The sequence below is a fragment of the Cohnella panacarvi Gsoil 349 genome, assembly GCF_000515335.1.
GTDB lineage: Bacteria > Bacillota > Bacilli > Paenibacillales > Paenibacillaceae > Cohnella > Cohnella panacarvi.
Window position 1 is genome coordinate 33,791 of sequence record NZ_KI911563.1, and the last position, 13,668, is coordinate 47,458.

Sequence of the window (13,668 nt, forward strand, 5' to 3'; positions counted from 1 at the left end):
TTCTGTCCCATTGTCGGTATAACCAAATACAGACAGGAAAGCGAGTCGGAAGGACGGCGATAGTAGCATGCAATTTCGTAAGCTGTTGATCTCCACGTTAGCGATTGCCTTGTTCAGCGGGACTGCCGTATATGCGGCTGACACGGTCGTTCAAAAGCTGCGTGTCCTAGTGAATAAGAAAGAGGTCGACGACGCGGGTATAATCGTGGACGGCAAATCCTATTTGTCGGCTAAGACGATAAGCGAAAAGCTCGACGGCATTTTCCTTTTGGACGACAGCTCGAAGAATGTAACGATTTACAAGCCTAACGTGCATATGATGATGATAAGAGACGGCATCATGTTCACGGACGCGCCGAAAGCTAAGTTCAATTTCATCGTATACTCCCAGATCGACAGCTTGAAGGTCGATATCAGCGCGTTCAAAGTAACGATCGACGATCCGTACGGAGAGAGCACATGGATCGACGGACGTTCCAGCAGCGACAAGGATTTCCCCGAAGTCGGCAAAGAAAATTTCTACTTCAAGACGGAAATGACGTATTCGTTCGACAGCTTTGGCAAATATGTGGTCCGATTCTGGATGAAGCCCGAAGGGGAGAGCAACTACCAAGTCGTTTCCGAGAAAGTCATCAATGTCACCAATTCCAAATAACCGCGTCACGCCGCGCTTCCTTCCTTAGGGATAGGAGGCGCTTTCGTTTGACCGGTGATAGGGGAAGTGATACGATACTTGAGTAGGTAAAATCAACCGATTAAACGGAGGTTCTCCATGAGCGACCATATCCACGACGAGAATTGCGACCACGAACACGACGAGATGGTATTCGTCGTAACGGACGAGGACGGTAACGAGCACGAGATGGTGCTTGTCTATACATTCGAGACGGGCGACCAAGCGTACGCGGTGTTGCTTGATCGCAACGATCCTGAAGATGACGGCGTTATATTCCGCATCGAGGAAGAGGACGGCGATGAAGTTCTCGTGAACATCGAAGACGATCAAGAGTGGGAGAAAGTCATGAAGGTGTATGAAGAGCTCGCGGCCCAAGAGAACAATAACGGCTAAAGAGTCGTCTTGCCCGCCATTTCATACCATAAGGGGCTAGTCCAGGAGGTCTGATCGACCTGCCGGGCTAGCCCCTTCGTCGGTTTATTTGCGAGGATTATAATAGATCGTTCTTCCGTTGAACATCTTGACTTCGGCTTGAAGCTTGCGACCGATCCACTTGCATAGCTCGTTCGCCTTCGCCTTGTCGCCATGCGTAGCGCCGTCGGGAAGCACGACATGAATGTAGGGAATGACCGTGCCGTCTTCTTCCTTCTTGTCGGTACCGAACACGATGTACTTGTACATCGGATTGTTGCCCTTCAAGTAGAACCATCCGTCGCCCGCGTCGGGCTTCGTCTCTACGCTGTAAGGGAATGCAGCTTCCTCGTACTCCCAGCCAAGCTGCTTGCCGGTTAACGTAACCTGCTGCCTATAATGGGTTAGCTGCTCTTTGACGCCGTTCAGATCGATTTCGGCCAGCGCAGAGCCTTGAACAAGACGTATGTAAGCGCTTTGACTCATCGGATCCACCCCCACGCCCATCATAGCATCCAGCGTAATCGTTGGCAACGTTTGCCTTATTGCCGAGGTCAAGCCGTTGGTGGTAAAATAATCGTAATATTCAGATAATTATGCGAGGGAGGAAGCGACATGCTGGATCAACTGTACGACGTAATCGAGTCGTCGAACGTCAACTTCGTAGGCTGCGTATCCGAAGCGAGCAGATTCGATTTCGCAATCGTCTATACGAGCCTTTTCTACGGCAAACCGCTCGTCGTATGCATGCAAACCGGCCGCTCCTCTCCGCTGTGCGCGGACGATCTCCAGGACATGGACCTTATGCGTTCTAAATTTCAGCTTCCGAACGCGCAGGCAGCGGAAGAGCTGCGGGCTCTGCTAAGGAACAGGCTGCCGGTATTATCGAGCAGCGAGCAATTTTAAGGCGCATCGCCGGTGTGACAATGAAATAACCCTGTCTCCCGACGCTCGGGAGACAGGGTTATATTCGTTTTAAGATATCGCGGTTTCTTCCACGATCACTTTCACGAACTCGATCGTACGATCCTCGGGTCCTTTGACCGGCAAACCGACTTCGATGTGATCGACGATGTAATCGATATTTTCTTGCGAGATGACTTCGCCCGGCAGCAAGATCGGAATTCCCGGCGGATATACGTAGATGAACTCGGCGATGATGCGGCCTGCCGATTCGCGGAACGGTACGAGCTCCGTCTCTCCGTAGAACGCGTCGCGCGGCGTTAAGGAGAGGTGCGGGATTTCCGGGATCTCGATGACGACTTCTTGAATCGAAGTCGCTTGGCCGATATGCGCGTCGGATAAAGCTTGAAGAGCCTGAAGCAGGATCGCGATCGAGCTTTCGTCGTCCCCTGGCGTAATGAGGCAGAGCACGTTGTACATATCGCTCATTTCGACTTCGAGGTTGAAGTGCTCGCGCAGCCAGTTCTCCGCATCGTAGCCGGTAATGCCGAGCTTGCGGACATGAACGGTCAGTTTCGTAGGATCGAAGTCGAACGTCGCTTCTTCTCCGAGAAGCTCTTCGCCGAACGAATACAAGCCCGGGATCCCGTTGACCGCCTCGCGGGCGGAGCATGCCAATGCTACCGTACGGTCCGCCAACTCTTGGCCGCGAAGCGCCAGCTGTCTCCGCGCCGTGTCGAGCGACGCGAGCAGCGGATAGGAGGTGGACGTCGTCGTGAGCAAGCTCATTATCGTCTGCACGCGCTGCGGATTGACGAGGTTGCCCTGCAAGTTCAAGATCGAGCTTTGCGTCATCGAGCCGCCAAGCTTGTGCACGCTCGTCGCGGCGATGTCTGCGCCAGCTTGCATGGCGGATAACGGCAATTTCTCGGAGAAATGGATCAATGCGCCGTGTGCCTCGTCCACCAGAACCGGAATGTCGTATTCATGAACGAGATCGACGATTTCCTTCAAATGGGTACACACGCCGAAGTACGTCGGATTAATGATCAGAACGGCCGCGGCGTCCGGATGGCGCTCGAGGGCGCGCCGGACGGACCTCGTCGTAACGCCGTGGTCGATGCCGAGGTTGCGATCGCGGACCGGAGACAAGAAGACCGGGCGCGCGCCGGCGAATATGATGGCGGACAATACCGATTTATGAACGTTCCGGGGAACGATGATTTTATCTCCCGTGCCGCAGACGGACAGGATCATCGTCATGATCGCCGAGCTTGTCCCTTGGACGGAGAAGTAAGTCACATCCGCTCCGAACGCGTCGGCCGCAAGCCGCTGCGCTTCTTGGATCACGCCGACGGGTTGGTGCAAATCGTCCAACGGGGCGATATTGATCAAGTCGATGTTCAGTACGTTAGGGCCGATATAATCGCGGAATTCCGGGTCCATTCCGGAGCCCTTCTTGTGACCGGGAATGTGGAATTGCACGGGATTCTGCTCCGCATGCTTGCGAAGCGCGTCGAATAAAGGGGTGCGTTGATGATCCATGGGATGCCCCTGCCTTTCTTTTAACCTTCCATAAGGAAACAACGTATTGCAAACAAGCATGAGTATAACAAAAATGGGGGGGAAATCAATGTTTGTCCGATATTCGCGCAACTTGTCACCAAAACGTCATCAGAATCCCATTTGGAACATCGATTCACGTATGCTACCATCTAGTATATATTGAGGCGCCGATGAGTGCCTGTTACTGCCTAAATAGAGGAGAGAACAGCTTTGAAAAGCAAATTGGCAATCGTTGGGCTCATGCTCTTCACGATCTTCATCGGCTTCGGCATCATTATTCCCGTTCTGCCTCAGCTCGTCAGCGACGTAAGCGCTGATTCGGCGAACTGGCACACCGGAGCGATGCTCGCGGTTTACTCGCTCATGTCGTTCATTCTAAGCCCGGTATGGGGAAGGTTATCCGAATCGATCGGAAGGCGCCCGGTTATCATGATCGGCGTGCTGGGCTTCAGCATAAGCTTCTTGCTGTTCGGATTGTCGGGCGACAACCTCGTCCTCATGTATGCTTCGCGCGTGCTCGGAGGGTTATTCTCCGGCGCCGTCGTATCTTGCATCGTCGCGTACGTAGCGGATATTACGACCGAGGAGGATCGTACGAAGGGGATGGCGGTCGTCGGAATGAGCATCGGGCTCGGATTTACGTTCGGTCCTGGTTTCGGCGGCTTTCTTAGCGATATCTCGCATCATACGCCGTTCTTCGCGGCAGCGGGACTCTCGTTCGCCGTCTTCATCGCCGCGCTGCTTAAATTGGAAGAGTCGCTCCCGCCGGAACGTCGCGCATCGCGCTCGCGCGCCGCGAAACCGTCCCGTTGGATTGCGTTCCAAGGACCGCTTAAAGCGCTGTACGTGCTTGCTTTCTTCGTGACGTTCTCGCTTGCGATTCTGGAATCCACGCTCCAGCTATACGGGATGGATAAGTACGATGTAACGCCGAAGCAGATCGGGCTTATGTTCTTCTTCTGCGGACTCGCTGGCGCGCTCATTCAAGGCGGCGTCGTTCGGCGGCGCGTGAAGAAAGGGCAGGAGGGCGCGTACATCGCGCTCGGGCTGGTCATCTCGGCAGCCGGATTCTTCTTGTTGCTGACCGCCAACAGTTGGGGGCTCGCGACGGTGTACCTGTGCATTTTCGGCATCGGCAACTCGCTCATTAAGCCTTGCGTCACGTCGCTTATTACCCAGAAGACGACGGTCGGTCAAGGAATCGCTTCCGGTCTTAGCTCGTCGATGGACAGCCTCGGCCGGATCGTCGGTCCACTCCTCGGCGCAGGGCTGCTCGCCATTACCGGCTGGCTTCCGTTCGTCGTCTCTGGCGCGCTGTCGCTAGCGGCACTCGGTTTGCTCGCGCAGTTCCGGAGCATGGATAAGCGGGCAGCTAGCTCGCGGGCGTAATCGTATTCGCAACCAAAACCATAACCAAAACTAAAACCTCCGATATCCCCTTCGCTCAGGAGGCCGTTATCGGAGGTTTTTTGCTGTGTCAGCGGGAAAATAACGACAATTCGACAGATATTTTCAGCAGATTGGCCGGTTAACGCGAAATAACAACAAATCAATAGTTACTTTCTCGAGTTTGGGCTTACTCGGTCTAGCGGCGAATAAATAACTGCAAATGGTTATTATTCGATTCACTAGGACATGAAACAAACGAAATAACTGCAAATGGTTGTTACTTCGCATCGTCGCGGTTGCACCGTCATCGTCGCGGTTGCACCGTCATCGTCGCGGTTGCACCGTCATCGTCGCGGTTGCACCGTCATCGTCGTGGTCACTACGGTCGTGCTCGCTCCGGTAGTCACGGTTATCGTCGCCGTTCACGAGGTGGTCTCCGACGCCCGGTAACCCAACCCCCGCAGCATGTATTGGAGCGTCGCTTCTCTCTCTTCGCCGTCGTTCCAATCGTCCGGCGCGATCAGGAATCGCGTGATCAAGTAACCGAAGAGGGAGGAGCCCGCGAGCCGAATCGTCGTGAGCGCCGGCATCGCCTCGATCTGTCCTTTCGCGCGGTAATGCTCAAGCGCGCGGGCGATGCGCGGGAGCATCCGTTGACCGACTACGCCAAGGAACCGGTCGCGTAGCTCGGCATGGAAAGGAACTTCCTGAAGCATGATACGGATGACTTTAATGTTGCTTTCGATGAAGGCGATTCGATTGTCGAGGATCGCCCGGACGAAGCCTTCGAACGTCGGATGCGGCGTATCGAACAGCGGGTACAGATCGCGCAGGACGAAAGGTTCGATCAATCTCGCCGCGATGGGAGAGACGATGGCATAGAGCAATTCTTTCTTCGTCTTGTAGTGTCTGAAGATCGTCCCTTCGGCCACTTCGGCTCGCTGCGCGATCTCGCTCGTTGCCGCGCCGGAATATCCTTTCTCCGCGAACACTTCGATCGCGGCTCTGACGATCCGGGTTTGCTTGTCGGTCATTCGCTCCCCGTCGTCTTTGCGAAGCAACTCCTCCATCCAATGTTCCATCGAATCATTCATCGTAGAACCCCCAATCCGAATATCATCATATGCGGCGGTGCTTGCGCAATGCTGCGACGTTGAGCGCCGCGAAAGCGAGGGAGAAGCAGCAGAGCGCCAGCGCGTCGGACCACACCTCGCTCCAACCCGCGCCGCGGAGCATAATATCGCGCAAAGCAGCGGAACCATAGTAGAGCGGCAAAGCGTGCCCGAGCGCCTGCAGCCATTCCGGCATCGAATCCAGCTCGATCAGTCCGGCGAAGAAAATTTGCGGTATGATTACTAGAGGTATGAATTGGAATATTTGAAACTCGTTCTGCGCGTAGGCCGACAATAGCGTTCCTAACGTAAGCGCGGCGATCGCGAGCAACAAATTCATTATAAGGACCATGAACATAGAGCCTTCCAACGCGATGCCCAGCACGCCCGTCGAATACCAAGCGATTAACGTAGCCTGAAGCAACGTGAAAATCCCGAAGCCGAGCAAGTAGCCCGCGACGATCTCCCAGCGACGAAGCGGCGTGGCCAGCAGTCTGGCAAGCGTCCCCGTCGTGCGCTCGCGGAGGAAGGAAACCCCGGCGATCAGGAAAACGAAGAAGAACGAGAAGAAGCCGACGAGCACGGAGCCGTAATAATCGAAAATGTTCAGATCGCCGGACCCGTGCGCAAACGCCACGGAAAGCTTGAACTCCTCGGGTCTGAACGGCTCCAACGCTTCCTGCAGGGCCGACATCACGTTGCGGTTCTTCGTCGGACTGCTCCCTTCGAGCAAGACGTGCGGCTGACCGTCGCGTATGGATACGAGCGCGTCAAGATCGTCATGTTCAAGCGCCCGCATGGCCGAGTCTTCATCGCTAAACTCCGAGATATCCGCTCCAGTGGAAGCCAGCGCGGCAACGATCTGATGCGGATAATCGACGATGCCGACGCGCGGATTGACCGATTGGCCGTCGAACACGAATTTCATGAGCGTCAGCACGAGCAGAGGCGCGATCAACATGAGCGCAAGCGTACGTTTGTCTTTGACGATCTGGCGGACGATTCGAAGGGCTAGCGAGCGAATTCTCATTGTACGCCACCTCCGTAAGCGACGAACGCTTCCTCCATCGAGGCCGAACCGGTTGCGAGCTTCAACTCGTCGGGGCTGCCTGCCGCGATGACTCGGCCGTCCCTGATCATCGCCAGCCTGTCGCATTTGTCCGCCTCGTCCATCACGTGCGTCGTTACGAGGACGGTGACGCCTTGCTTGCGCAGTCCGTCCAGCTCCTGCCAGATCGACTTGCGGAGCACGGGATCGATGCCGACGGTCGGCTCATCCAGCACCAGCACCTCGGGCTCGTGCATCAGAGCGACCGCCAGCGATAGGCGCCGTTTCATCCCTCCGGAGAATAACGCGACTTGCTTTCCGAGCTCCCCCGACAGGTTAACGAGCTCGGCAGCTTCATTGATTCTCTTGGCGAGCCCGGCACCCTTCATTCCATACAACGATGCGAAGAAAGCGAGATTCTCCCGGGCGGTGAGCTCGCCATATAGCGCGTCCGATTGAGCCATGTATCCGATGCGGGCCAGCATGCTTAGCTGCGGCATGGGTTCCCCAAGCAGCTCCACATTACCGGCATTCGGAACGTCGAGTCCGGTAATGAGCCGCACAAGCGTCGTTTTCCCCGAACCCGAAGGTCCGAGCAAGCCGAATATTTCGCCTTTGCGGACTTCGAGGCACACTTGATCGAGCACGGTACACTTACCGTAAAGTTTGGAAACCCGGTCTACGACAATGCATGGGCCAGCGATTATGCCGGCTTCGGATGCCGAATCGGACATGCGTCATTTCCCCTTTTTCGAATAGTGAGTGATTACTCACTTCCATTATAATCCGGAATGTTAAAAAGTACATAAAAAAGGAATGCGCGCTAACGCATTATTAACAAAATCGTGATAGGATGGGCTGTGCGTTCATATCCCGTTCATAATCAAGCGATATACTGAGGCGGAAAATAGCGGGAAGGAGACTTCAGCCGCAAACCGACTCCGACTTGAGTCCAGGTATAAATCCGGTCTTGAGCCGTTTTTGCGCGGGAAGCAGACCCGTTATGCTTGTTATGTGATCGACGAGTAGAAAATTATGGAGTTGGAAGGGGACTATTCTAAAGTGAGGTCTTTTATTCAAGGAGCGTTTCGCAACAAGTCGGCCATTGCCATCTTGATTGTTATGGTGCTTGGTCTTGGCATTTTCAGTTACTTTAAGCTGCCGATGGAGCTCGTTCCGGAAGCCGATAACCCGCAGGTTACCGTATCGGTCATCGGACCGGGATATGATGCCGCCTCGATGGAGCAATCGGTGACGAATCCGCTGGAGCAGGCTCTTGCCGGAATTAAAGGGAAGACGAATACGTTCTCCACGTCGGGAGACGGTTTTTCCCAAGTCAATTTAAATTTCGATTCCAGCACGAACATGAAGGAAGCGAAGCTGGAAGTCGAGCGCGCCGTGAACGCCGTTCAGCTTCCGGAGCGCGTATCGCCTCCATACGTCGTGCAGTTCAACACTTCGATGATTCCGATCTCGTTCGTCTCCCTGACGTTCAACGACGACGTAACGGAAGCGCAGAAGGAAAAGCTCGAACAGCTTGTCGGCGATACGTTCCGCGACATCGACGGCGCAGGCGAAGTGCAGCTTTCCGGCAAGACGCTTCCTAAGGTGACGGTTACTCCGGATCTTGCCAAGCTCGCGGACACAGGCGTACCGCTTCAAGCGTTGTACGGCGTGCTGCAAGGGCGCAGCGCCTCCGCTTCGATCGGCGAGAGCACGATCGACGGCCAGATCGTTAACCTGAACGTTCAAGGAACCCTCGACGACGTTGAATCGTTGAAGAAACTGCCGGTAAGCCAAGGCGTCTTACTTAGCGACGTGGCGGAAGTTCGGTTGGTCGACAATAAAGAAAGCGTGAATCGCATCGATGGTAAAGACGCGCTAATGCTGATCGTCTCTAAGAGCGCCAGCGCAAACGCCGTAAAAGTCGGCGAGGGCGTGGATAAAGCCATCGAGAAGTTGAACGAGGAAAATAAAGAGATCGACCTGCGCGTCATGATCAGCACTTCCGAGCAAGTCGTTCATTCCGTCAATAGCATGATGCGCGAAGTTCTTATGGGCGCGCTGTTCGCGACGATCGTCATTCTGTTGTTCATGCGGAATGTTCGCGCGACGCTCGTCACGATCATCTCGATTCCGTTATCTCTAGGAATGACTCTTTACATGCTCGACATGTCCGGCATTACGCTGAATATTCTTACGCTGGGCGGCGTCGCGGTTGCGGTCGGACGTCTGGTCGATGACAGCATCGTCGTTATCGAGAACATTTTCCGTAGATTGCAGAAAGAAAAGTTTTCCGTCGATATCGTCATCGACGCTACTCGCGAGGTAGCCAGGGCGATTACCGCTTCCACGTTGACGACCGTCGCGGTGTTCTTGCCGATGGGCTTGCTGCGCGGCAGCCTGCAAGACTTCTTGCTGCCTTTCGCGTTGACGGTCACTTACTCGCTGTTATCCTCGTTGCTTGTCGCATTGACCGTCGTTCCGATGCTCAGCGCCAGCGTGTTGAAAAATTCGACGATCAAAGAGCACAATCCGAGCAAACGGTTCATGAACTTCCTTCGTTGGAATCTTCGCTTCAAATGGGTGCCGATTCTCGTTGCGTTCGTGCTGCTTATCGGTTCGGTCGGAACGTACTTCTCCATGCCGAAGGGCGCGCTAGACCAATCCAGCGCGGATACGTTGACGATCTCGCTCGAATACAAGCCGGATACGCCGCTTGACCAAGTATTCGAGAACGGCAAGAAGCTTGAAGCGTTCCTGATGAGCCAAGAAGAGCAAGAATGGGTTAACATGTCGATGGGCAACAGTGCCGATGCCGCCAAATACGGCGGCGTTCAATCGCCGACGCTCGTATCCTATATGGTCCAGATCAAAGACGGCGAGGATGCGGAGAATATTATCAACGCGGTTAATGCAGAACGCGCTAACTACCCAGGCGCCGATCTGACCGCGGGAGCCGGAAACTTCATGGGCGGCAGCAGCACGCAAGTGTTCGTCGACGTCACCGGCAACGATCTCGAGCAAATCTCGAAGACGTCCGAAGAAGTCATCGCGGCCATCAAACCGATCAAAGACGTACTGAAAGTCGAAAGCAATCAAGATGAGAAGAAGACGAGTTACACGCTCAGAGTCGATCCGTCCCAAGCGAAAGCGGGAGATATATCCGCGCAATTGCAAGGCATGTTGAATCCGGTGCCGATCGGTACGATCAACAGCGGCGGTCAAATCTTGTCGGTCGTATTGGATCCAGTGCTTAAACCGCAATCCGAGACCGACCTTGCCAATCTGACCGTTATGACGGACGAAGGTCCTAAACCGGTTTCCAGCATCGCAGAATGGGTCAAAGAAGAGAAGTCTACGCAGTTCTTCCATAAAGACGGCAAAAGCTATGTCCGCGTAACCGCAACGGTCGAACCGTCCCAGTTGTCGATCGTCGGCGCGAAAATTAGCACGGAAATGAATAAAATTACGCCGCCGGAGGGCATTAAGCTTAACGTTGGCGGCGCGCAAGCCGATCAGGCGGCAGATTTCATCGATCTGTTCATCATGGGTCTAGTCGGTATCGCAGTCGCTTACTTGATCATGGTCGTTACGTTCAAGACGCTCCGCGCTCCGCTCGCGGCGCTGTCCACGATCTTGTTCGTTCCGATCGGCGCGGTGCTTGGTCTATTGATCGCCGATATTACGCCGGACTTTACCGCGATCTTCGGTGTTGTCATGCTGATTGGCGTCGTAGTCACGAACGCAATCGTGTTGCTTGACCGCGTAAGACAGAACGAAACGAGCGGCATGACGATTCGCGAATCCCTTATCGAAGCGGCCGGAACCCGGATGCGTCCGATCCTCATGACCGCAATCGCGACGATCTGCGCCATGCTTCCGCTCGTGTTCGGCACGTCGGATAGCGGCAGCATCGTATCCCAAAGCCTTGCCATCGTCGTCATCGGCGGCTTGGCGGTCGCTACGCTGCTTACGCTCGTCATCGTACCTTGTATCTATGAATTGCTGTTCTTCCGCAAATCCGCGAAACAACGCAAAACGGCGGCTAACCAAGCTACTGCGGCAGCATAAGCACACCGAGTATGAGAAGGGGGTGTCCCCAAAGTCATTAGAAATGACTTTGGAGACACCCCCTTAATCTTTAATCGGTGCGAGGTTTACAGAACATGTAATTTTTTTCCGTTTAGTTAGGCCATGGCCATTCGATACAGCGGCATAAGCTTCGCGAACGTCTGCTCCGCCAGTTTCACGAACGCTTCTCCGTCCATGCGCATGGCTTCGTCGCGCTGAATATGGATGCCGCAAGTCAGCTCCGCGGCTTTGAACGTCTTAAGGCGCACGAACAATTCGGAGAGTTCCTCGTCGCTTAGGCTCTCGTGCGGCAGTCCTTCGGGAACCATATGGTCCTTCGACCATACGAAGCCGCTCGGCACGGACCGGCGAACGGAAGCGAGCTCGGCAAGCGCGCGATCCGAGAATTCGGCCTTGCGCGGGCACTCGTAGATGATGGCGAATTGAATGAATGCATGCGTCGACCAAAGGCCGATTTGAAAATGAGGATAAGCCTTGTAGCCGCGTTTGTTATTGGCGTACGCGACCCAGGTGTCGCTCGGCGGGTTGATGGTTCGCCTTGCATGTTTGGCTACATGCGGGAACATCGTCTCCCCGCACAACTTGCTTAAATAATCGGAAAGTCGATCGCCAAGCTGGTGCAGCTTAGGCCGCACGGTCTCGATTAACGCGTTCATGCGCGGTTCCAGACCCTCGATCTCGAACACGGCGAAATCTTCATTCGTAAATCCCGTAAAAGGGGACGTTGCGGTTGTCGGTTGGCTCATCTGACCGGCTTCTCCTTACCTTATCTCGAATAGTTGGGCAATAACATGGAATATATTATATCACTCCATCCAACGCCATGGTAACCGTTCCAGCCGTTCTCCATACCGGTTAAAATTGGTCGCCCTGCCGCTCGAAAATAGTCAAGAAACCAAGTTGCCATAACATAAGATGGAGTATAAGATATAACTAAGAAAGAATATTCAGACAATTCGGTCAACAACTCAAACCGCGCGATGAACGCAGGAGGGGGGATGGCCGTGAACCGCAGTCACGAAGTGGAATATTGCAACCTCGAGCTTCGATTCGATCGCCGCCAGATCCAGAATCTCATCCGCGAACTCATCCAGGAAGGGTACTCGCTGTATTGGAACGAGAACGATCATCTGTTCATCGTGTCCGTGCGAACCGGACGTAAGCTGCTGAAGCTGAAGTTCCAGCGGGTGCTTAATCGCTATAAGATGATCGGCGATTACTTGGTCAAAGACGAGAAGCTGGCGCAGTGGATCGAAAAGCTCATTGGCGAAACCCGCGGTCACGCCATTGTGAAGAGATTCCGCGACCGTCAAGTGCTTAGCATTGAGAACATTATGTTCGGCGAAATTATCCGTCTCGTGGAGGTGTCCGGCATGGAACATCGGATTATTTATCAGAAAAGGCCTCAAATCACGATCGAAGACATGGTCCAGGCGTTCAGATCGAAGCGGGCCGAGCATCGTGCGGGCGTCTTACGTTTAGAAATCGACTATGAGCTGGCCGTGCTTCATGAAGCGTTAGCGGAAGGGCGCGCGGAAGATGCGGAGACATCCAAGGAAAAGCTGAGAGCGATGCGCGTCGAGATGCTATTGTTGGAGCTGTGACGAGTTTGCCGATATCAAAGAGGTTGTCCCAATGGTCGATCCGACCGAGGGACGCCTCTTTCGTTTTTATCGGTGAGATCGAGTTACTGGAACGCAAGTGGCGGCGATGCACGAAATAGCGCGATGACTGATCGATATCAACTAGGCGCCAACGCGGCATCATCGCCCGACACTAACTGTATGAATGGCAGGTATTCCAATCGCTGGGATACTCCTTGACCTGTGAACGGTACGAAGTGTAGTTATTTTGTAGAAGATGAGAGTTCTGACGGTTTCGGAGATAATGAGATGCATTCGATGCAGTTATTCAGTAGAAAAAGGTCGATTTTATGATAACGAACTGTACTCCGTGCAGTTGAGGCGGAAATCTGCGAAATGGTGGCACAGGGATAGTCCCCCTGTAGCCACCATTTTTATAAAATGATCGATTTTCTTTTAAGTTAACAAATTCGCTTGATAACGATCGAAGCGCTGACGACGGGCGTGCATCCGTCGACTTCGTTTTTCAACTCGGCGTCCTTGTTGTCGTCGATGCGATTCAGCGATAGGATTCCTTCTTCAAGATCGGTAACGACCTGTCCTTGGTAAGGCGCTTTGCCTTCTTCCGAGCCGTAATTGCTGCATAGAATGAACATCGTGCCGCACGGCTCGTGTTTCTCGCGGGCGCATTGAGGGCAGCGGGAATGGTGCTTGCCGTGGCGGCAGTGATCTTCGTGACGGTCTTGATGCTTATGATCGGCATGCTCGTGGTCCTTACGGGGCGTGAAGAACAATCCGAACGCGGTTTTGTCTTTGTCCGGGAACACCTCCCAGCTGATCTCGTACGTGCCTTTCTTGTTGATTTTCATGCATGACGGCGATTCT

The 13,668-nt window shown here is 54.1% G+C and carries 13 protein-coding genes; 6 read left to right on the plus strand and 7 right to left on the minus strand.

All coding sequences use genetic code 11. The features are described 5' to 3' along the window. The first annotated feature begins 67 nt into the window (after positions 1-67). Both COHPA_RS0100160 and COHPA_RS0100165 read left to right on the plus strand, forming a co-directional pair. Complete coding sequence (locus COHPA_RS0100160; RefSeq protein WP_027084159.1) at positions 68-655, plus strand: hypothetical protein; 588 nt, start codon at positions 68-70, stop codon at positions 653-655. Between the two features lie 117 nt (positions 656-772). After that, on the plus strand, positions 773-1,069 hold the full coding sequence (locus COHPA_RS0100165) for a DUF1292 domain-containing protein (RefSeq protein WP_027084160.1): 297 nt from the start codon (positions 773-775) through the stop codon (positions 1,067-1,069). An 84-nt stretch (positions 1,070-1,153) separates the two neighbouring features. Here the strand turns inward: COHPA_RS0100165 and COHPA_RS0100170 are convergent, their stop codons facing one another. Beyond that, on the minus strand, positions 1,154-1,573 hold the full coding sequence (locus COHPA_RS0100170; RefSeq protein ID WP_027084161.1) for a DUF1885 family protein: 420 nt from the start codon (positions 1,571-1,573) through the stop codon (positions 1,154-1,156). A gap of 129 nt (positions 1,574-1,702) precedes the next feature. Between COHPA_RS0100170 and COHPA_RS0100175 the strand changes: the two genes are divergently transcribed. Continuing rightward, positions 1,703-1,993 carry a DUF3055 domain-containing protein gene (locus tag COHPA_RS0100175; protein WP_027084162.1) on the plus strand — a complete coding sequence of 97 codons (291 nt, stop codon included), beginning with the start codon at positions 1,703-1,705 and terminating at the stop codon, positions 1,991-1,993. Between the two features lie 69 nt (positions 1,994-2,062). Here the strand turns inward: COHPA_RS0100175 and COHPA_RS0100180 are convergent, their stop codons facing one another. Next, positions 2,063-3,535: an aminotransferase class I/II-fold pyridoxal phosphate-dependent enzyme gene (locus COHPA_RS0100180; protein ID WP_027084163.1), complete on the minus strand. Its 1,473-nt coding sequence runs from the start codon at positions 3,533-3,535 to the stop codon at positions 2,063-2,065. 231 nt (positions 3,536-3,766) lie between these two features. On the opposite strand from COHPA_RS0100180, the gene COHPA_RS0100185 reads away from it, so the two are divergent. Further along, a complete protein-coding gene (locus tag COHPA_RS0100185) occupies positions 3,767-4,945 on the plus strand; it encodes a tetracycline resistance MFS efflux pump (RefSeq protein ID WP_027084164.1) in 1,179 nt (392 codons plus the stop codon). A gap of 422 nt (positions 4,946-5,367) precedes the next feature. Here the strand turns inward: COHPA_RS0100185 and COHPA_RS0100190 are convergent, their stop codons facing one another. Genes COHPA_RS0100190 through COHPA_RS0100200 form a run of 3 tightly spaced genes read right to left on the minus strand, consistent with a single transcriptional unit; the run spans position 5,368 to position 7,839 of the window. Continuing rightward, positions 5,368-6,039 (minus strand): TetR/AcrR family transcriptional regulator, encoded by a 672-nt coding sequence (locus COHPA_RS0100190; RefSeq protein WP_027084165.1) that lies wholly within the window; start codon positions 6,037-6,039, stop codon positions 5,368-5,370. Positions 6,040-6,064: 25 nt separating this feature from the next. Further along, on the minus strand, positions 6,065-7,087 hold the full coding sequence (locus COHPA_RS0100195; protein WP_027084166.1) for an ABC transporter permease: 1,023 nt from the start codon (positions 7,085-7,087) through the stop codon (positions 6,065-6,067). After that, positions 7,084-7,839, minus strand: a complete 756-nt coding sequence (locus COHPA_RS0100200) for an ABC transporter ATP-binding protein (RefSeq protein WP_027084167.1) — start codon at positions 7,837-7,839, stop codon at positions 7,084-7,086. The genes COHPA_RS0100195 and COHPA_RS0100200 overlap by 4 nt, the downstream gene beginning before the upstream one ends. Positions 7,840-8,167: 328 nt before the next feature. Between COHPA_RS0100200 and COHPA_RS0100205 the strand changes: the two genes are divergently transcribed. Beyond that, a complete protein-coding gene (locus COHPA_RS0100205; protein ID WP_035119772.1) occupies positions 8,168-11,179 on the plus strand; it encodes an efflux RND transporter permease subunit in 3,012 nt (1,003 codons plus the stop codon). A 116-nt stretch (positions 11,180-11,295) separates the two neighbouring features. Here COHPA_RS0100205 and COHPA_RS0100210 read toward each other — a convergent pair whose 3' ends face one another. Continuing rightward, positions 11,296-11,946, minus strand: a complete 651-nt coding sequence (locus COHPA_RS0100210) for a YktB family protein (RefSeq protein WP_027084169.1) — start codon at positions 11,944-11,946, stop codon at positions 11,296-11,298. Positions 11,947-12,204: 258 nt separating this feature from the next. Between COHPA_RS0100210 and COHPA_RS0100215 the strand changes: the two genes are divergently transcribed. Further along, on the plus strand, positions 12,205-12,804 hold the full coding sequence (locus COHPA_RS0100215) for a hypothetical protein (protein WP_035119776.1): 600 nt from the start codon (positions 12,205-12,207) through the stop codon (positions 12,802-12,804). Between the two features lie 440 nt (positions 12,805-13,244). On the opposite strand, the gene COHPA_RS26005 is transcribed toward COHPA_RS0100215, so the two are convergent. Next, positions 13,245-13,652: a hypothetical protein gene (locus COHPA_RS26005; RefSeq protein ID WP_169733232.1), complete on the minus strand. Its 408-nt coding sequence runs from the start codon at positions 13,650-13,652 to the stop codon at positions 13,245-13,247. Positions 13,653-13,668: the final 16 nt, after the last annotated feature.